18 protein-coding genes are annotated in these 17,289 nt (G+C 64.9%); 12 read left to right on the top strand and 6 right to left on the bottom strand.

Annotated elements, in window-relative coordinates; genetic code table 11:
• Positions 1 to 26 precede the first annotated feature (26 nt).
• A complete protein-coding gene (locus tag OJJ21_RS09005; protein ID WP_297685290.1) occupies positions 27 to 1,940 on the bottom strand; it encodes a sigma 54-interacting transcriptional regulator in 1,914 nt (637 codons plus the stop codon).
• Positions 1,941 to 2,129: 189 nt separating this feature from the next.
• On the opposite strand from OJJ21_RS09005, the gene OJJ21_RS09000 reads away from it, so the two are divergent.
• The 5 genes from OJJ21_RS09000 to OJJ21_RS08980 all read left to right on the top strand — a co-directional run bounded on the left by OJJ21_RS09000 (position 2,130) and on the right by OJJ21_RS08980 (position 8,148).
• Entirely contained in the window at positions 2,130 to 3,521 is a 1,392-nt protein-coding gene (locus OJJ21_RS09000) for a CmpA/NrtA family ABC transporter substrate-binding protein (protein ID WP_297685288.1), read from the top strand.
• Between the two features lie 21 nt (positions 3,522 to 3,542).
• Positions 3,543 to 4,382 (top strand): nitrate ABC transporter permease, encoded by an 840-nt coding sequence (gene ntrB / locus OJJ21_RS08995; RefSeq protein ID WP_297685286.1) that lies wholly within the window; start codon positions 3,543 to 3,545, stop codon positions 4,380 to 4,382.
• Between the two features lie 4 nt (positions 4,383 to 4,386).
• Entirely contained in the window at positions 4,387 to 5,238 is an 852-nt protein-coding gene (locus OJJ21_RS08990; RefSeq protein ID WP_297685283.1) for an ABC transporter ATP-binding protein, read from the top strand.
• Between the two features lie 32 nt (positions 5,239 to 5,270).
• Positions 5,271 to 5,720 carry a cyanase gene (cynS, locus tag OJJ21_RS08985; protein ID WP_297685281.1) on the top strand — a complete coding sequence of 150 codons (450 nt, stop codon included), beginning with the start codon at positions 5,271 to 5,273 and terminating at the stop codon, positions 5,718 to 5,720.
• A gap of 253 nt (positions 5,721 to 5,973) precedes the next feature.
• Positions 5,974 to 8,148 (top strand): methyl-accepting chemotaxis protein, encoded by a 2,175-nt coding sequence (locus tag OJJ21_RS08980; protein WP_297685279.1) that lies wholly within the window; start codon positions 5,974 to 5,976, stop codon positions 8,146 to 8,148.
• Positions 8,149 to 8,161: 13 nt separating this feature from the next.
• On the opposite strand, the gene OJJ21_RS08975 is transcribed toward OJJ21_RS08980, so the two are convergent.
• The 3 genes from OJJ21_RS08975 to OJJ21_RS08965 are packed head-to-tail and all read right to left on the bottom strand — an operon-like array spanning position 8,162 to position 10,421.
• Positions 8,162 to 8,638 carry a hypothetical protein gene (locus OJJ21_RS08975; RefSeq protein WP_297685277.1) on the bottom strand — a complete coding sequence of 159 codons (477 nt, stop codon included), beginning with the start codon at positions 8,636 to 8,638 and terminating at the stop codon, positions 8,162 to 8,164.
• A gap of 5 nt (positions 8,639 to 8,643) precedes the next feature.
• Entirely contained in the window at positions 8,644 to 9,816 is a 1,173-nt protein-coding gene (gene rlmN / locus OJJ21_RS08970; RefSeq protein ID WP_297685344.1) for a 23S rRNA (adenine(2503)-C(2))-methyltransferase RlmN, read from the bottom strand.
• Between the two features lie 17 nt (positions 9,817 to 9,833).
• On the bottom strand, positions 9,834 to 10,421 hold the full coding sequence (locus OJJ21_RS08965) for an invasion associated locus B family protein (protein ID WP_297685275.1): 588 nt from the start codon (positions 10,419 to 10,421) through the stop codon (positions 9,834 to 9,836).
• A gap of 225 nt (positions 10,422 to 10,646) precedes the next feature.
• On the opposite strand from OJJ21_RS08965, the gene OJJ21_RS08960 reads away from it, so the two are divergent.
• On the top strand, positions 10,647 to 11,204 hold the full coding sequence (locus tag OJJ21_RS08960; RefSeq protein ID WP_297685273.1) for a sigma-70 family RNA polymerase sigma factor: 558 nt from the start codon (positions 10,647 to 10,649) through the stop codon (positions 11,202 to 11,204).
• Between the two features lie 138 nt (positions 11,205 to 11,342).
• Positions 11,343 to 11,918, top strand: a complete 576-nt coding sequence (locus OJJ21_RS08955) for a PAS domain-containing protein (protein WP_297685270.1) — start codon at positions 11,343 to 11,345, stop codon at positions 11,916 to 11,918.
• A gap of 27 nt (positions 11,919 to 11,945) precedes the next feature.
• Here OJJ21_RS08955 and OJJ21_RS08950 read toward each other — a convergent pair whose 3' ends face one another.
• On the bottom strand, positions 11,946 to 12,899 hold the full coding sequence (locus tag OJJ21_RS08950) for a hypothetical protein (RefSeq protein WP_297685268.1): 954 nt from the start codon (positions 12,897 to 12,899) through the stop codon (positions 11,946 to 11,948).
• Positions 12,900 to 12,980: 81 nt separating this feature from the next.
• Between OJJ21_RS08950 and sppA the strand changes: the two genes are divergently transcribed.
• From sppA to OJJ21_RS08925, 5 genes are read left to right on the top strand one after another with little or no spacing between them, the layout of a single operon-like run.
• A complete protein-coding gene (gene sppA, locus OJJ21_RS08945) occupies positions 12,981 to 13,910 on the top strand; it encodes a signal peptide peptidase SppA (RefSeq protein WP_297685266.1) in 930 nt (309 codons plus the stop codon).
• Between the two features lie 39 nt (positions 13,911 to 13,949).
• Positions 13,950 to 14,255: an integration host factor subunit beta gene (gene ihfB, locus OJJ21_RS08940; protein WP_297685264.1), complete on the top strand. Its 306-nt coding sequence runs from the start codon at positions 13,950 to 13,952 to the stop codon at positions 14,253 to 14,255.
• A 20-nt stretch (positions 14,256 to 14,275) separates the two neighbouring features.
• Entirely contained in the window at positions 14,276 to 14,581 is a 306-nt protein-coding gene (locus OJJ21_RS08935; protein ID WP_297685262.1) for a LapA family protein, read from the top strand.
• Positions 14,582 to 14,631: 50 nt separating this feature from the next.
• Positions 14,632 to 15,591 carry an ornithine cyclodeaminase family protein gene (locus tag OJJ21_RS08930; RefSeq protein ID WP_297685260.1) on the top strand — a complete coding sequence of 320 codons (960 nt, stop codon included), beginning with the start codon at positions 14,632 to 14,634 and terminating at the stop codon, positions 15,589 to 15,591.
• A complete protein-coding gene (locus OJJ21_RS08925; RefSeq protein WP_297685258.1) occupies positions 15,588 to 16,769 on the top strand; it encodes an FAD-dependent oxidoreductase in 1,182 nt (393 codons plus the stop codon). Before OJJ21_RS08930 ends, OJJ21_RS08925 begins: the two co-directional genes overlap by 4 nt.
• On the opposite strand, the gene ddpX is transcribed toward OJJ21_RS08925, so the two are convergent.
• A complete protein-coding gene (ddpX, locus tag OJJ21_RS08920) occupies positions 16,724 to 17,275 on the bottom strand; it encodes a D-alanyl-D-alanine dipeptidase (RefSeq protein WP_297685256.1) in 552 nt (183 codons plus the stop codon). The genes OJJ21_RS08925 and ddpX overlap by 46 nt on opposite strands.
• Positions 17,276 to 17,289: the final 14 nt, after the last annotated feature.

The following is a 17,289-nucleotide window of genomic DNA, read 5'->3' as shown; positions in this document are numbered from 1 at the left end:
CAGAATCCGGGCGGCCTGCCGCTATTCTAGTCTGACGTTCGCGTCAGCGCGGATTTATGCAGGCCCAGCACCTTGATGCGCGAGGCCAGCGTGGTGGGTTTTACCCCCAGCAGGGCGGCGGCGCCGCCGGGGCCGAAAACCCGGCCGCCGCAGCTTTGCAGCGCGGCCAGGATATTGGTGCGGTCGCGGCTGCGCCGTTCGGCATCGGTCAGCAGGGCCGATGCGGTCAGGTCCGGCGTGGGCAGGACCGGCGCCGGCGGCGCGTCGTCCGCCTCCGGCAGCTCGATGCGCAGGCGGCCGTCGCGCGCCAGGATGGCGGCGCGCTCGATCACGTTTTCCAGCTCGCGCACATTGCCGGGCCAGTCGTATTGCGCGAGCCGCCGCATGTCGCCCTCGCTTAAGCGAAGCCCCTCGGTCTTCAGCTTGCGGCCGGCGCCGCGCAGGAAATGCGCCGCCAGCAATGGCAGGTCGCTGCGGCGTTCGCGCAGGGGTACCGATTCGATCGGCACCACGTTGAGGCGGAAATACAGATCCTCGCGGAAACGACCGCGCCGCACTTCCGCCTTCAGCTCGCGGTTGGTGGCGGCGATCACGCGCACATCCACCATGCGGGTGCGTTCCTCGCCGACGCGCTCGAACTGGCCTTCCTGCAGCACGCGCAACAGCTTGCCCTGCAGCTCGAGCGGAATCTCGCCCACCTCGTCGAGAAACAGCGTGCCGCCATCGGCCAGCTCGAAACGGCCGATGCGGTCGCGCAGCGCGCCGGTGAAGGCGCCTTTGACATGGCCGAAGAATTCGCTCTCGAACAACTCGCGGGCAATGGCGGCGCAGTTGACGCGGATCAGCGGCCGGTCGCTGCGTTTGCTGATGTCGTGGATGGCGCGCGCGATCAGCTCCTTGCCGGTGCCGCTTTCGCCGGTCACCAGCACGGTGGCATCGGTCGGCGCCACCAGTTCAACCTGGCGCAGCACGCTCTGGATCGCGGCGGAGGTGCCGATGATGCCGCGGTGATTGCTTTCGGTGCGGATCTCCTCCTGCAGATAGGCGTTTTCCAGCTCCAGCTTCCGGCGCAGCGATTCGACTTCGGCCAGCGCGGCATGCAGCTTCTCGTCGGCCTCGCGTTTCAGGCTGACATCGCGGAACACCACCACGGCGCCGACCACCGCGCCGCGGTCGCGGATCGGCGTCGAGGTGTAGTCGACCCAGAAGGATGTGCCGTCCCTGCGCCAGAACACCTCGTCGCCCACGGTATGGATCTGGCCGTCGCGGAAGGCGCCGTAGATCGGGCAGTCATGGCCGGGATAATGCGAGCCGTCGGCATGGCTGTGATGCACCATCGAATGGATGTCCCGGCCGACCAGTTCCTCGGCGCTCCAGCCCAGCATGCGTTCGGCGGCGGGATTGACGAAGGTGGTCTTGCCCTCGGCATTCACGCCATAGATGCCTTCGCCAGCAGCCGAGAGAATGAGCTGGTTCTCGCGCTCGATATCGCGGAAGAAACGCTCGACACGCTGCCATTCGGCGATGCCGCCGCGCACGAAATAGTCGGCTTCCGAGTCGACATTGCGGCGGCGCAGTTCTTCCAGGTCGGTGGCGGTGAGCAGCAGGCGGCCATCCGAACCGAATGGCGCGCCGACATATTCGACCTTCAACTCGCGGCCGGTGGCGTGGCGGGGGCTTAAGGCGCGCGTCCAGTAGCGGCCCTTCTGCAGCACCGCCTGGCTGAACACGATCAGCGCCGGGCGCTGGTCCGGGTGCAGGTCGGTGACGCGGGCGGCGCAGAGCGCGGCGCGGTCGTAACCGAACAGCCGGCAGGCGGCCGGATTGGCATCCAGCACGCGGTCCTGCGCCGGGTCGATCACCAGCATGGCCTGGGGCGCGCCCTCGAAAACGGGGTCGATGGCCTCGGGGGCGACGGGTATGGCGGCAGAGGTAGTCATTACGAAGAATTGTAATTCATACTACGAAGTCTCGTATACTACGAATTTTCGTAATATCGGCCTTGACGTCACCGCCAGCCATTTATGCCGGATTTACGAGGGGCTGCGCCGCCATCGGGAAATCGGCGGGGGCTGGCATACTCCTTGCTCCCCTGAATCCCAGGCAGCCATTCAGGGGAGATACCGACGATGTCGTTGTTCAAGAATCCGTTCGATTCCAAAACCGATCTGTCCGCCTGTCCCTGCGGCGCCCATCAGTCTCTCGCCCATCACAATGCCGAGCTGGCGCTGCTGCAGCGTGACCAGCAGCTGCAGGTCGCCGGCGACGAGGAAAAGCGCCTGACCAATGCGGTCGACCAGGCCGTGGTGCGCGCCCTGATCCCCGATGACATGACGCGTCGACGCGTGCTGCACAGCATCGGCGCCGGCACCCTGCTGGCCGCCATCGAGCAGTTCTTCCCGCTGGCGACCGCGCGCGAGGTTTTCGCGCAGGACAAGGGCCCGCTGGAAAAGAAAGACCTCAAGGTCGGCTTCATCGCCATCACCTGCGCCACGCCGATCATCATGGCGCATCCGATGGGCTTCTATTCCAAGCACGGCCTGAATGTCGATGTGATCAAGACCGCCGGCTGGGCGGTGATCCGCGACAAGACCATCAACAAGGAATACGACGCTGCCCATATGCTGTCGCCGATGCCGCTGGCGATCACCACCGGCACCGGTTCGAACCCGATTCCCTACACCATGCCGGCGGTGGAAAACATCAACGGCCAGGCCATCACGCTGGCGATGAAACACAAGGACAAGCGCGACCCGAAGTCGTGGAAGGGCTTCAAGCTCGCGGTGCCCTTCGACTATTCCATGCACAACTACCTGCTGCGCTATTACCTGGCCGAACACGGTATCGATCCGGATACCGATGTGCAGATCCGTGCCGTGCCGCCGCCGGAAATGGTGGCCAACCTGCGTGCCGACAATATCGACGGCTTCCTGGCGCCCGATCCGGTCAACCAGCGCGCGGTCTATGACGGCGTCGGGTTCATCCACCTGCTGACCAAGGAAATCTGGGACGGCCATCCCTGCTGCGCCTTCGCCGCCAGCCAGGAATTTGTCACCACGGCGCCGAATACCTATCGTGCGCTGCTGCGCGCCATCATCGAGGCGACGGCCTATGCCACCAAGGCCGAGAACCGCAAGCAGATCGCCGAAGCCATCGCGCCGGCCGCCTATCTGAACCAGCCGGTGACGGTGGTTGAACAGGTTTTGACCGGCACTTACGCCGACGGCCTGGGCAATGTGAAGAAGGTGCCCGACCGCATCGATTTCGCGCCCTTCCCCTGGCAGAGCTTCGGCATCTGGATCCTCACGCAGATGAAGCGCTGGGGCCAGCTCAAGGGCGATATCGACTATCAGAAGGTGGCAGAGCAGGTCTTCCTCGCCACCGATACCGCGAAGCTGATGCAGGATGTCGGCCTCACCCCGCCGAGCAGCCCGTACAAGACCTTCTCGGTGATGGGCAAGCCGTTCGATCCCAGCAAGCCGGCCGAGTACATCAACTCGTTCAAGATCAAGCGCGTCTAAAGGCCAGCTGGAGTATCGGGAATGAAGATGTCATTCCGCCTGCGCGCCGCCGTGGTTTCGGCGGCGCTGCTGGTGGCCCTGCTGGCGATCTGGCAGATCGCCACTTCGGGCGTCGGCCAGACCCAGGCGATGGATCCGGAATACGCCAAGCTGATGGGCCTGACGGCGACGCAGGGCAAATCGGCAATGCCCGGCCCGCTCGATGTGGCGAAGATTCTCTGGGGCCATCTCGCCGATCCCTTCTATATCAAGGGGCCGAACGATCAGGGCATCGGCATCCAGCTCGGCTACTCCATCGGCCGCGTCGCGCTCGGCTTCGGCCTGGCGGTGATCGTCGCGGTGCCGCTCGGTTTCCTGATCGGCCTGTCGCCGCTGTTCCGCCAGGCGCTCGATCCGTTCATTCAGGTGATGCGGCCGGTTTCTCCATTGGCGTGGATGCCGCTGGCGCTCTACACGATCAAGGACAGCGCGATCTCATCGATCTTCGTCATCTTCATCTGCTCGGTCTGGCCGATGCTGACCAACACGGCCTTTGCCGTAGCGAATGTGCGGAAAGAGTGGCTTAACGTGGCGCGCACACTGGAGGTCGGCACCTTCCGCAAGATTTTCCGGGTCATCCTGCCGGCGGCGGCTCCCACCATCCTCACCGGCATGCGCATCTCGATCTCGATTGCCTGGCTGGTGATCGTGGCGGCCGAGATGCTCGTCGGCGGCACCGGCATCGGCTACTTCGTCTGGAACGAGTGGAACAACCTGTCGATCGCCAATGTGATCAACGCCATCCTGTTCATCGGCGTGATCGGCATGCTGCTCGACCAGCTGCTCGGTTTCCTCACGCGCCTCGTCACCTTTACCGAGTAGTTGCATGAGCCAGCATTTCATTTCTGTCGAAGCGCTCAAACGCCAGTTCCCCGGCAACGATACGGCGGTGTTCGACGACCTGTGGTTCAGCATGGACAAGGGCGAGTTCGTCTGCGTCATCGGTCATTCCGGCTGCGGCAAGACCACCGTGCTCAACATCATGGCCGGGCTGGATCATGCCAGCGCGGGCGGTATCATTTTTGACGGCACGGCGATCGAAGGTCCCAGCCTGGACCGTGCCGTGGTGTTCCAGGGTCATGCCCTGATGCCGTGGATGAGCGTGCTCGACAACGTGATGTTCGCGGTGCAGTCGCGCTGGCCGAAATGGAGCAAGGCCAAGGCGGCCGAACAGGCGCGCAAATATATCGCCATGGTCAACCTGACCGGCGCCGAGGACAAAAAGCCCTCACAGCTTTCGGGCGGCATGAAGCAGCGTGTCGGCATTGCCCGCGCGCTCAGCATCGAGCCGAAAACCCTGCTGATGGACGAACCATTTTCGGCTCTCGATGCCCTCACGCGCGGAACATTGCAGGATGAGGTGCTGCGCATCCGCGCCACGACCAGCCTGACCGTCTTCATGATCACTCATGATGTCGATGAGGCGATCCTGCTGGCCGACCGCATTGTGCTGATGACCAACGGGCCGGGTGCCCGCATTGCCGAAATTCTGGTCAACACCCTGCCCAAGACCCGCACGCGCGAAACCCTGCACCAGCTCGCCGACTATTATCCGATGCGCAACCACCTGCTCGATTTCCTGGTGCGGCGCTCGAAGAACTTCATCCCGCCGCCGGGCTGGGATGCCAGGAAACCGCCGCATGTTCGCGCCGCCGGCGTGAATGCGGCCGCCGAATAACACGACCCGAAGAAAGCACAGGAGAGAGACCCGTGAAGCGCGAAGCCGTTACCGAAAAGATCTGCGACGTGAAACGTGCGAAAGGCCTGACCTGGAAGGCCATCGCCAAGAAGATCGATGCCAGGGAATCACATATCCTGATCACCGCGGCCCTGCTGGGCCAGATGAAGCTGGAGCCGGCGCAGGCCGCCAAGGCCGCCAAGCTGCTCGGCCTCAGCAAGATGGAAGAGAAACTGCTCTGCGAGATTCCCTATCGCGGTTCACTGCCGCCGGGCCCGCCGACCGATCCGACCATCTATCGTTTCTACGAACTGGTGCAGGTTTACGGCACCACCTGGAAGGAGCTGATTCACGAGGAATTCGGCGACGGCATCATGTCGGCGATCGATTTCAACATGACGATGGAACGCCTGCCCGATCCGAAGGGCGACCGCGTCAAAATCGTGATGACAGGTAAATATCTCGAATACAAGCGGTACTGATCGTCGCTTCGGTGCGATGAGCGCACGGCTGCCGCAGGGTTAACCCTTCGGGGGTAGACGGCAGTCTGGATCAACAGGCGATGGCGGGATGTCGTGATGCGGCATCCCGCTTTTTTGTTGCTCGCGGGCACACGTGATCCGCGCAGAAGTCGTTCCGCCATCCCCGCAAGCGTGCTCTTGGCACGGATCATGCTTCGTTTTCAGTCGGCAATCATTCGATTGCAGCATCGCAAAAAGCGATAGAGGTGCGTGCATGTCCGATCGTCTTGGCGCTGGCCGCAACAGGTCGCGCAGTCTTTCCGTACTCGGTTTCATCGGATATGCCGCCTCACAGATGTTCGAATCCCGCCAGCTGACGGCGGAAGCACCGGCCGCGGCCATGGCCATCGCCTATGCGATTGCCGCCGGCGGACTGTGCCATGACCTGCAGCGCGAACGCGGCTCCAGCGCATTGTATCTCGGCAGCGGCGGCAGGGAATTCCGCGAGCAGCTGAAGGCGGCGCGCAGCAGCGTCGACCAGAAAGTGCTGGCGCTCCGCGCCGCGCTGGAGGACTGCAGCGATTTTGCGGTACTGCAGGATCTGGCGGCTGCCGGCGCAATCCTGAGCGCGACGCTCGACACGGCCCGCAATGCGCGCGACAGCATCGACCGGCTCGGCTTCACCACGCAGCAGTCGTTTGCCAACTGGACAACGCCGATCCGGCAGGCGCTGGAGAGCGTGCGCAGCCTCGGCTACATGCTGCAGAACATGGCGATTGCACGCGGGCTGGATGCCTTCCTCGCCCTGCTCGAAGGTCTGGAGAAATCGGCGCAGGAGCGCGCCACCGGCTCCGGCGCGCTGGCGGCGGGCAAGTTCGAGCTGACAGTGTTCCAGCGTCTGATGAGTCTCGGCTTCTTGCAGGATGCCGATTTCGCCGTCTTTAAATCGCATGCCAGCAAACAGCAGGTCGTGTTTTTCGATGAGGTCTGCGCCGGCCCTGCCTTTGCCGAAGTGGTGCAGTTGCGTGCGGCCATCTACGACGGCTATGCGCATGGAAATTCCACGGGCGGCATCGCCGCACCGCACTGGTTCCAGGTCACCACCCAGCGTATCGACCAGATCTGCCGCGTGCGCGACCGCGTCGCCGAAGACCTGTCCGCCACTTGCAGGACCCTGCTTGAACAGAAATCAGACCGGCTCGCCGCCGTGTTCGGTTTCTGCCTGATGCTCGGCCTGCCGGTGATCGCCAGCTTCGGCATTCTGGCCGGCGGTGGTGTCCGGCTGCAGCAACTGCGGCAATCCTGGCGCGACTGGCAGCATGGCATGATGGCGCGCCGCAAGGCCTCGCGCGACCGCCAGGTGGTGCGCGACGGCGAACAGCTCAAGCGTGCCGAAGCCGAGGCGAGGGAACGGGTTTCGGCCGCCGAAGTCACCGATCTGGTCAACCGCCTGCTGGCGGGCGATCTGTCCAGTCGCCTGTCGCAGGAAGGCAAGAGCGGCTTTTTCCTCGATCTCAGCAAGCAGCTCAACCGCTTCGCCGAAATCCTGCAGCATATGATGGACGAGATGGCACTGGTCACCGCGGCACTCGGGACCGGCGATCTCAGCCGCCAGATCACCGGCGACTATGCCGGCCTGTTCGGTCAGTTGAAAAACAGCACCAATGCGATGGCCGGTCTGCTCGGCGATTTCTCGGCCCGCCTGGCCGAGAGTGCGGCAGCGGTGAAAACCGCATCGGCGGAAATCTCATCGGGCAGCCTCGATCTGGCGCAGCGCAGCGAAAGCCAGGCGGCGGCGCTGGAACAGACCGCGGCAACCATGCAGCAGATCACCGCCACGGTGAAGCAGAATGCCGGGAATGCGACGCGTGCCGATGGCCTGAGCCACGGCGCGCGCGACAAGGCGGTGGCCAGCGGCGAGGTGGTGCAGGGCGTGATCGCGGCGATGCGGCAGATCGAGGCCAGTGCCGGCAGGATCGGCGACATCATCGCGGTGATGAACGAGATCGCCTTCCAGACCAACCTGCTGGCGCTGAATGCCAGCGTCGAGGCGGCGCGCGCCGGCGAGGCCGGCAAGGGCTTTGCGGTGGTGGCGCATGAGGTGCGCGCGCTGGCCCAGCGTTCGGCCAATGCAGCCAAGGAGATCAAGGGCCTGATCGAAACATCCAATGGCCATGTGCGCAACGGTGCCGGACTGGTGGAGCAGGCCGGCGGCGCGCTGACGGAGGTGAATGCGGCGATCCGCAGCGTCTCGGATATCATTGCCGAGATCGCCGCCGCCAGCCGCGAGCAGGCCACCGGACTGGAGCAGGTCAGCACGGCAGTGACGCAGATGGATGAGGCGACCCAGCGCAATGCGGCTCTGGTGGAGGAAACCACGGCGTCGGCGCAGGCACTGGCGCATCAGTCGACCGAACTGGCCGAGCTGGTCGGTTTCTTCCGGCGCTGAAAATGCGGCGACGCTAATAGAGAATCTTGGGCAGTATATCGAGAACTTCGCCGGTCGACACGCGCACCATCAGCACATTCTGGCCGACCACGACGCGGTCGGTATCGGGACGGCGCGGCGGCAATTCGCGCAGCAGCGGCCCGGGCAGGCGGTCCAACCGGGCGAGGATGTCCTGTGGCAGCAGGTCGCCTTTCGCCGGCGCGGCGGCGATCCCCTCGGGCAGGGCGCGCGGATATTCTTTGCTGCGTGAGGCGCGCTTCTGCTTCTCGCGCACCAGGGCGAAAAACTGCGGAATGATCCAGCTCTCGGCGATGTTGAACGCGACGCGATCATCGACCGGTGCGCGCAAGGGTGTCGTGACCGTATTCTCCGGTGTCTGAGTGGGTGCGATCGGTGTCGGCGCCAGGCTGGGGCCGCGCAACTGGGCCTGCGCGGCGGTGGCCAGCAGGGCGATGGCGAGGCCGGCGGAAATGGCGGCGCGATATTGCATCGGCGTCAGGCCGGCAGGGCGACGGCCGCGGCGTCTTTCGCGGCCTGCTCGCGCAGGATATCGGCCTTGCTGCGTTTTACGCTGGCGGATTTGAGCTGGCCGCAGGCGGCCATGATGTCGCGGCCGCGCGGCGTGCGCACCGGCGAGGAATAGCCGGCGTTGAACACGATGTCGCTGAATTTGCGGATCGCTTCGTCGCTTGAGCATTCATAGGGCGCGCCGGGCCAGGGATTGAACGGGATCAGGTTGACCTTGGCCGGCACGCCCTTCAGCAGCCGCACCAGTTCCCTGGCATCCGCCGGGCTGTCGTTGACACCCTTCAGCATCACGTATTCGAAGGTGATGCGGCGTGCATTGCTCAGGCCCGGATAGGCAGCACAGGCGGCCATCAGTTCCTTGATCGGATACTTTTTGTTGATCGGCACGATCACGTCGCGGATGTCGTCGCGCACAGCATGCAGGCTGATCGCAAGATTGACGCCCAGCTCGGCGCCGCAACGCGGAATCATCGGCACCACACCCGCCGTGGAGAGCGTGATGCGGCGCTTGGAAATCGCGATGCCCTCGTTGTCCATCACGATCTTCAGCGCCTTGGCGACGCTGTCGAAATTGTACAGCGGCTCGCCCATGCCCATCATCACGATGTTGGACAGCATGCGGCCGTCCGGCGGCGAGGGCCATTCATCCAGGTGGTCGCGGGCCAGCATCACCTGGCCGACGATTTCGGCGGCATCCAGGTTGCGCACCAGCTTCATCGTGCCGGTATGGCAGAAGCGGCAGGTCAGCGTGCAGCCGACCTGGCTGGAAACGCAGAGCGCGCCGCGGTCGTCTTCCGGGATATGCACGCATTCGGCTTCTTCGCCATCGGCGAATTTGAGCAGCCATTTGCGGGTGCCGTCGGTGCTCTTCAGGTCCTTGCTGGTCACCGGCCGGCCAATGCTGAACCGGGTCGCCAGCCGCTCGCGCAGCTCTTTCGACAGGGTCGTCATCTCGGCGAAATCGCGGCTGCCGCGGTAATAAATCCAGTGCCAGAGCTGACTGGCGCGCATCTTCGCCGGTTTCTCGGCCTCGCCGGCGGCAACCAGGGCAGCAGCAATTTCAGCGCGCGTCAGGCCGAGCAGCTCGGCGCGGTCATCCGGCGCGGCGGCCGGACGCGGCGCGCGGTCGCGCACCCCGATATCTGCAACAATTGCAGTCACGAGGTCGCCCCCATGCCGCAGGCCTTGTCGATCGCCTGCAGGGCTTGGCCGAAGCCGCCCAGATCGTAGGTATCGGTGGTCTTGGTACCGCGGGCTGACTCGCCCTTCACCACCAGCGTCTTGCCCCTGCGCAGGGCCTCGACCAGTTTCTGGTCGGTGGCGGAATCGGCAGCCCAGGCGGCTTCCTGGTGGGTGAACATCTCGATGGTGGTCGGGCCGATCACCGCCTGTGCCGGGCCGGTTTCCTTCAGCGGATAGCCGAAATAGATGCTGACCTCGTTGCGGATCTTTTCCTTCGGCTTGTGCGTCACCAGGATGTAGATCTCGCCGCGCTTGGCAGCGGCAGGTTCCTTCTTCTGCGGCAGGGCATGCAGGTAGCAGAGCTTGGCGCCCTTGTCGGTATGCTCATAGGCATCCCAGCCGGTGAAGCTGCCGATCCGCTTGGTCTCGGGCCTGGCGGCGACAGCGGCTTTCGGCTCGGCTTTCTTCGCCTGAGCCAAGGTCTGCGTCTGGGTCTGCGCCTGGGCATCGGGCAGGGCCAAGCAGGTTGCGAGAGCAAGCCCCAGCAGGATGAACCCCAGCATCGGAAGCTTTGGCAACAGAAGGAGCGAGGCGGGCAGCGAGACTGCCGGTCGGAGGGCCTTGTTGTCGATCATGGCGGCGAACATAGCTGTGGAGGTGAGTGATTTCCACCCGATTTCATGGCGACATCATGGCAGTCTTGCCACGGGCTGTGGCCCCGATCACGGATTGTTGCATAAACCTTTGGTGCCCTTGCCTTATCCTGCCGTTTTCAGCACCATCACCCCATGGACAGGGGGCGCCAGGCCAGCTTGATGCAGGCGGTGGCCGAAGCCGGCGACCGCGCCGCTTTCGGCACGCTCTACGACCATTTCGCGCCCCGGCTGAAAGCCTATCTGATGCGGCTCGGGGCGGCTGAAGACGTGGCCGAGGAACTGGCGCAGGAAAGCCTGATCGTCGCCTGGCGCCGCGCCGCCGGTTTCGACCCCGTGCAGGCCTCGGTGGCCACGTGGCTGTTTACCATCGCGCGCAACAAGCGGATCGACCGGCTGCGGCGGGAAAAACGGCCGGAATTTGACCCTAATGATCCGGCCCTGGTGCCCGAAGCGCCACCGCTGCCGGATCAGGGTCTGGATGTGGCGCGCGATGAAGCCCGCCTGCGGGCCGCCCTGCTGACCCTGCCGGAAGAGCAGACCCGTCTGCTGCGGCTGGCGTTTTTCTCGGATCTGTCGCACCGCGATATCGCCGAAAAAGAACGGCTGCCGCTGGGGACCGTGAAATCACGCATCCGGCTGGCCCTGGCCAGGCTGAAGGCGCAACTGGGCGATGGCGAAAACACGGATTAACACCCCTGTACGATATTTTAGACTCAAACGATTCCCGGCACAGTTGTAAGTCATTGAATCGGAATGAAAATTATCTGACAGTCGGATCATGTTACCGCAGCCCGATTCGTCCCGTCGGTTTTGAGATTTCGCGTTCCCGTGTCAGGCCTCTCTCTGCCTTTTGCCGACGACCGTATCCTGCTCAACTTGGCTGCCTATTGGTCCGCCAAGCGGGGTGCCCATCCGCTTCCGCCGCGCGCCGCCATCGATCCGCTCGATATGCCGCGGCGCCTGCTGCCGCATCTGGCGCTGGTTGAACCCACCGGGCAGGACGGCGAAATCCGTTTCCGTCTGGTTGGCACCGAACTGGTGCAGCGTTTCGGTCGCGATGCCACGGGCAAGACCAGCGCGGATCTTTACGCCGACGGCGAATACCGCCGGTATGTCGAGCAGATCTATTCCAGCGTGATCGAACGCGCCCAGCCGCTCTATATCGACAACACGCGACGCTTCATGGAAGAGGGCAGCGGTCGCGTGCGCCGCCTGCTGCTGCCGGTCGCGGCCGAAGCCGGCAGCGAGCGCGTCGGCTTCGTGCTCAGCACGATCAGCTGGAGCGCGGCGCAGGATACCGACGGCCATCAGCCGCCGCCATCGAGGCAGCGTCAGATCGCCGTCGAGGCGCTGGAAAAAGGCGTGCTGCAGGCCACCCTGCGCGGTCTGCTCGATCCGCCGTAAGCCGCGGCGCCCTTACTTCAGGCGCCCTTACTTCAGCAGCGCCGGATCAAAGGAAAACAGCAGCGGGAAGAAGGTCGCCCAGCTGTTCCAGCGCTGCGATCCGGCCTCGCCCACAGCCCATAGCAAGCCGTCGCTGCCGCGCGCCAGGTCTTCCAGTCCGGCCATCGCGTCATGCTGCGCCAGCACCGCGCCCGTCCGCGTATCGATGCGATGGAGTTTGCCCATGCGGCCGTTGCTGGTGCTGATCCACAGCGCACCCGCCGCATCGAAAGTCGCGCCCTGGGCATGGAACGGCAGCGGCAGGCTGCGCACCGCTTCGGCCGTGCGGAAGGGCCGGGCGTTGTTATTGCTGCTGCCACCGAACAGCACCGCCGGATCGGCGGCGATCAGCCGGGCCGCGCTGTCGTCGCGGCTGTAGCGGCCGAACCACAGCAGGCGGCCATCGAAGGCGAGGAAGTTGCTGCCCAGCGCCGGATCTTTTTCCAGCGAGCGCGGGTCGCCCACGGCGACGGCCATGCCGGCCTGCAGGGAACGCGGCAGATCGAAGGCGTGGAGGGTACGGCTGTTGTCGGCGAGAAACAGCAGGCCGCCATCGGGTGTCGCCGCCAGCCCGTCGGCATGACCGATGGCGGCCGGCAGGTCGAAGCCGCCGATCACCGCGCCGCTGTTCGGATCGACGGCGAAAATGCGCGCCGGGCCGCGATTGGTCTGTGCCTCGGTGCTGCGATAGGTGCCCACGAACAGCGTCCCGCGCACGAAGGTCAGGCCCTGCGGCACATAGCCCTGGTTCAGGCCCGGCGCCCAGTGACGCTGCCGGATCGCCCCGTCCATCGGCGTGGATGTCAGCGCCCGCTCGGTATAGGTGGGGCGTTCGCCGCCAATGGCCCCGCCGGGGGGTGCCACGCCGGGGGATGACTGGGCCCAGGCCGGCACGGCAAGGGTCCAGGACATGGCCAGGGTGGCAAGAAACCGGCGGTGCATGACGGGAACCATAGCGCCGGCCGGCCGGTTTTGTCGCCTATGCCGCTTGGCAAAAACCTCATGGCTACTTAAGTTTAACCCATGTCCACAGATACCGATGCCTGGCTCGAACGCCGCGCGCTCGCCCGCCGTGCCACCCGCTGGCGGGTGGTGGCCGTGCTGGCGGTCCTCGCCCTTGTCCTGATCGGGCTTTACCGCCTCGATCCCGGCAACCTGCTGGCCCAGCGCCAGGCCCATGTGGCCAGGCTGGAAATCAGCGGCGTGATTGCCGAAAACGACTGGTGGCTGGAAAAGCTGGAAGAGGCCGCCGAGGATGATCGCGTCGAGGCGGTGATCCTGCATATCAACAGCCCGGGTGGCAGCACCTATGGCGGCGAGGCGCTGTTCCAGGCGATCCGCAAGCTGGCCGAACACAAGCCCGTGGTCTCCGTGATCGGCACGCTGGGGGCCTCCGCCGGCTATATGGTCGCCATCGCCGGCGATCATGTGCTGGCCCGGGAAACCTCGCTGACCGGCTCGATCGGCGTGCTGTTCCAGACTGCGGAATTCTCCAAACTGATGGAAAAGGTCGGCGTCAGCGCCGAGACCATTACTTCCGGCCCGCTCAAGGCCGAACCCAATCCGACCCGGCCGATGAGCCCGGCCGGCCGGGCCCAGATCCAGGGCATGGTCGATGAGACCCATGCCTGGTTCGTCGACCTGGTGGCCAGCCGCCGCGACCTGCCGCGCGACGAGGTGGCAAAACTCGCCGACGGCCGGGTCTATTCCGGCCGGGCGGCCCTGCAAAGCCGGCTGATCGACGGCCTGGGCGGCCTGGCCGAGGCCCGGAGTTGGCTGACCCAGCAGCGCGGCATAGCCCCGGACCTGCCCCTGCGGGACATCCCGCCGGACCCGCCGGTCGGGATGCTGGATGGCCTGGGCAGCCGCGCCTTTGCCGCCCTGTTTGGAAAAAGCCTTTTCTCCGAACGGCTTAGGCTTGACGGGCTGGTCTCCCTTTGGCACCCTGAGTAGAGAACGAGGGGGCCCGCCGCCGCTGCGCAGGGAAAACCGATGATCAAGTCCGAACTCATCAACCGTCTGGCCGAACGCAATCAACATCTGACTCAGCGCGACATCGAGCGCATTGTCGGTACGATCTTCGACGAGATCGCAAACGCTTTGTCGCGCGGTGATCGTGTTGAATTGCGCGGTTTCGGAGCGTTTTCGGTAAAGCGTCGCCCGGCGCGCACCGGACGCAATCCGCGCACCGGTACTGCCGTGGAAGTGCAGGAGAAATTCGTACCCTTCTTCAAGACGGGTAAGGAACTGCGCCAGAAGCTGAATCTGTCGGCCAAGCAGACCGCCGACGCTGAATAGTTTTTTCATGGAGGTGCCGCATGCGCTTTCTGCGCGTTCTCATCGGCGCCCTGATTCTCCTGATCCTGATCGTTTTCGCCGTCGCCAATAAAAATGCGGTGACGGTCAGTGTCGATCCGCTGCCCTTCGAGATCGAATTGCCGCTCTATCTCTTGGTCTTCGCTGTGTTTTTCGGCGGCCTTGTGCTCGGTGTGGTGATCGGCCGGCTGAATGCCTGGTCGGCGTCACGCCACAGGGCACAGGCCGAAAAGCAGCGTCAGGCCCGGCAGGCGGTCCAGGTCTCCGGCGGGACCCAGCCGCCGTTGCCGCCTGCTCCGATCGCCTGATGGCCCTTCGTTTGATGACAGGTCGCCTTTTTTAAGGACAGTATTGGGATATGCGTTCGATCGATGCGGCCACCGTTCATGCGGCCCTGCCCTATGCCAAACTGATTCCACATTTGCGTGCGGCCTTTCGGGCCGGTGGCGAAGTGCCGGTGCGCAGCCATTATCATATCGACGCTCCCCAAGAAGGCATTGGAGCAGGTGGCGCCGGCGGTACCCTGCTGCTGATGCCGGCCTGGCAACCCGGTCGGCATATCGGCATCAAGGCGGTCAGCGTCTATCCGGATAACGCTAAGCTCGGATTGCCTTCGGTGACCGGCGCCTACCTGTTGCTTGATGCCCGCACCGGTCTGCCCAAGGCGGTGATCGACGGTGTCGCACTCACGCTGCGCCGTACCGGATGCGCTTCGGCGCTGGCGGCCGATTCCCTGGCGCGCAGGGATGCGCGGCATCTGCTGATGATCGGTGCCGGCTCGCTGGCGCCTCATCTCATCCGCGCCCATTGTGCGGTACGGCCCTATACACGGATCGAAGTGTGGAACCGCAATCGCGCCCGCGCCGAAGATATCGCCGAAAGGCTGGGCGATCTGAATGCCGCGATCGCGGTGATCGACGATCTGGAATCGGCGATCCGCGTCGCCGATACGATTTCCTGTGCCACGCTGTCGCGCGAGCCGCTGGTGCGCGGCGAATGGCTGAAGCCCGGCACGCATGTCGATCTGGTCGGCGGTTTCACGCCGGACATGCGCGAAGCCGATGATGCCACGCTGACGCGCGGCAGCGTCTGGGTCGACAGCCGCGCCGGCGCCCTGAAGGAAGCCGGCGACCTGGTGCTGCCGCTCAAGCAAGGTTTGCTGCGTGCCGAAGATGTGCGTGGCGATCTGTTCGATCTGTGTCGCAGCGATGCACCGGCGCGCCGCGACGACACGGAGATCACGGTGTTCAAGTCGGTCGGCCTGGCGCTGGAAGATCTGGCCGCGGCCGAGCTGGTCGTGCAGGGGCTGTCCACATGAAGACGATCATCGTCGGCGGCGGCATCATGGGGCTGAGCACGGCGCGGGCGCTGAAGAAACTCGGCCATGAGGTGGTGCTGATCGAACAGGGCGCGCTGCCCAATCCGCTCGGCACCTCGGTCGACCAGCATCGCCTGATCCGCTACCCCTATGGCGCGCAGCGCGGTTACACCCGCATGGTGCGCCACGCCTATCACGCCTGGAAGCGGCTGTGGCACGACCTGAAGATGACGCTCTATGCCGAGACCGGCACGCTGGTACTGAGCGGCGCGGGTGATGACTGGGCGAAAGCCTGTGCTGCCATTCTGACCGAAGAAGAGATCGAGCATCTGCCCTTCGATGCCGCCACCGTGCTCGGGCGCTGGCCGATGCTGAGCGGCGAGGGGTTGCAGGATGCCTTTTACTGCCCCTCCGGCGGCGTGCTGTTCGCCGAGGCGATTGTCGCTGCTTTGAGCTCGCATCTGCGCGAGCGCGGCGTCACGCTGCTGACGCAGAAGAAAGTCGTCGCCGTCGATCCCGAGATGGGCCGCGTCACGCTGGCCGACAAAACCGTGCTGCAGGCCGATCATGTGCTGGTCACCGCCGGGCCATGGACGGCGCAGCTGCTGCCCGGTCTGGCGCCGGTTTCGCGTTCCTCGCGTCAGGTGGTGGTGTATCTGCAGCCGCCGGCCGATCTCGGTGCGTCCTGGTACGCCGCGCCGATGCTGCTGGAGATCGGGCAGGGCCAGAATTCAGGCCAGGGTTTCTATCTGGTGCCGCCGCGCATCACCCGCGACGGCATGCGTACCGGACTGAAGATCGGCGACCATACCTTCGGGCCCACCGCCGATCCGGGCATCGACCGCGATGCGACGCAGGACGAGATCGATGCCATCCTCGCCAAGGCGCGCCACCGCATTGCCGACCTGGACCAGTATCGTGTCAGCCAGGCCAAGACCTGCTTCTACGATGTCGAGGCCGACGAGAAATTCCAGTTCCGCCAGATCGGGCCGCGCGGTTACGCCTTCTGCGGCACATCGGGCCATGGCTTCAAATTCGGCCCTGTTGTTGGCGAAGTGATCGCCGATGCGCTGGCCGGCAAGGCGAGCGTCGAGGAAACCGCGCGCTGGCTCGCCGGCGAGGCCGACGCTGATCACATCATATCGGTGCCCGCCGCTGCATCGGAGAGCAGCGGATAGCGCCGCGGCTGGAACAGCTGATAGTGCCACCATTCATTGCGATAGAAATCCCAGCCGGCAGAGGTCATGATGCCGAGCAGCAGGGCGCGATTGGCCTGCTGCTCCGGCGTGATCTCCAGCACGCCGTGGAAGGCGAGCGGCGTGAAGGCATCGAAACCGGTGCCCATGTCCAGCTCCTCGCCATCGGCATCCACCAGCGTGACATCCACCGCCGCGCCGCGCGAATGCGGCGAGCCTTTGCGCGGATCGGCCAGGAAGGTCGGATCGGGCGTATGGTTCCACAATGCCCAGGCCGCTTCGGTGGGGCGGAAGGCATCGAACACCTTCAGGCGCAGCTGCATCTGTGCGGCCAGCGCGATGGCCTTGTGCAGCAGTCCGGCGGCTTCGGCGTTGAGATAGCAGGCCGGACGGCGATAGATCGGCGCGCCGGTCAGGTTGTCGGCGGTGGCATAGCGCAGGTCGAGCAGCACCGGAAAGGCGGGCGGCCTGATTTCGACGAGCGGCATGCGGCGGACTCCGG

This window comes from Ferrovibrio sp., assembly GCF_025869515.1.
Taxonomy (GTDB): Bacteria; Pseudomonadota; Alphaproteobacteria; order Ferrovibrionales; family Ferrovibrionaceae; genus Ferrovibrio.
Note: the sequence above shows the minus strand (reverse complement) of the source record. Positions and strands in the feature narration are given on the sequence as shown.

Coding starts and splice junctions, on each gene's coding strand:
- OJJ21_RS09005 (WP_297685290.1), bottom strand. CDS start 1,940: ATGACTACCTCTGCCGCCATACCCGTCGCCCCCGAGGCCATCGACCCC.
- OJJ21_RS09000 (WP_297685288.1), top strand. CDS start 2,130: ATGTCGTTGTTCAAGAATCCGTTCGATTCCAAAACCGATCTGTCCGCC.
- ntrB (WP_297685286.1), top strand. CDS start 3,543: ATGAAGATGTCATTCCGCCTGCGCGCCGCCGTGGTTTCGGCGGCGCTG.
- OJJ21_RS08990 (WP_297685283.1), top strand. CDS start 4,387: ATGAGCCAGCATTTCATTTCTGTCGAAGCGCTCAAACGCCAGTTCCCC.
- OJJ21_RS08980 (WP_297685279.1), top strand. CDS start 5,974: ATGTCCGATCGTCTTGGCGCTGGCCGCAACAGGTCGCGCAGTCTTTCC.
- OJJ21_RS08975 (WP_297685277.1), bottom strand. CDS start 8,638: ATGCAATATCGCGCCGCCATTTCCGCCGGCCTCGCCATCGCCCTGCTG.
- OJJ21_RS08965 (WP_297685275.1), bottom strand. CDS start 10,421: ATGCTGGGGTTCATCCTGCTGGGGCTTGCTCTCGCAACCTGCTTGGCC.
- OJJ21_RS08960 (WP_297685273.1), top strand. CDS start 10,647: ATGGACAGGGGGCGCCAGGCCAGCTTGATGCAGGCGGTGGCCGAAGCC.
- OJJ21_RS08950 (WP_297685268.1), bottom strand. CDS start 12,899: ATGCACCGCCGGTTTCTTGCCACCCTGGCCATGTCCTGGACCCTTGCC.
- sppA (WP_297685266.1), top strand. CDS start 12,981: ATGTCCACAGATACCGATGCCTGGCTCGAACGCCGCGCGCTCGCCCGC.
- ihfB (WP_297685264.1), top strand. CDS start 13,950: ATGATCAAGTCCGAACTCATCAACCGTCTGGCCGAACGCAATCAACAT.
- OJJ21_RS08935 (WP_297685262.1), top strand. CDS start 14,276: ATGCGCTTTCTGCGCGTTCTCATCGGCGCCCTGATTCTCCTGATCCTG.
- OJJ21_RS08930 (WP_297685260.1), top strand. CDS start 14,632: ATGCGTTCGATCGATGCGGCCACCGTTCATGCGGCCCTGCCCTATGCC.
- OJJ21_RS08925 (WP_297685258.1), top strand. CDS start 15,588: ATGAAGACGATCATCGTCGGCGGCGGCATCATGGGGCTGAGCACGGCG.
- ddpX (WP_297685256.1), bottom strand. CDS start 17,275: ATGCCGCTCGTCGAAATCAGGCCGCCCGCCTTTCCGGTGCTGCTCGAC.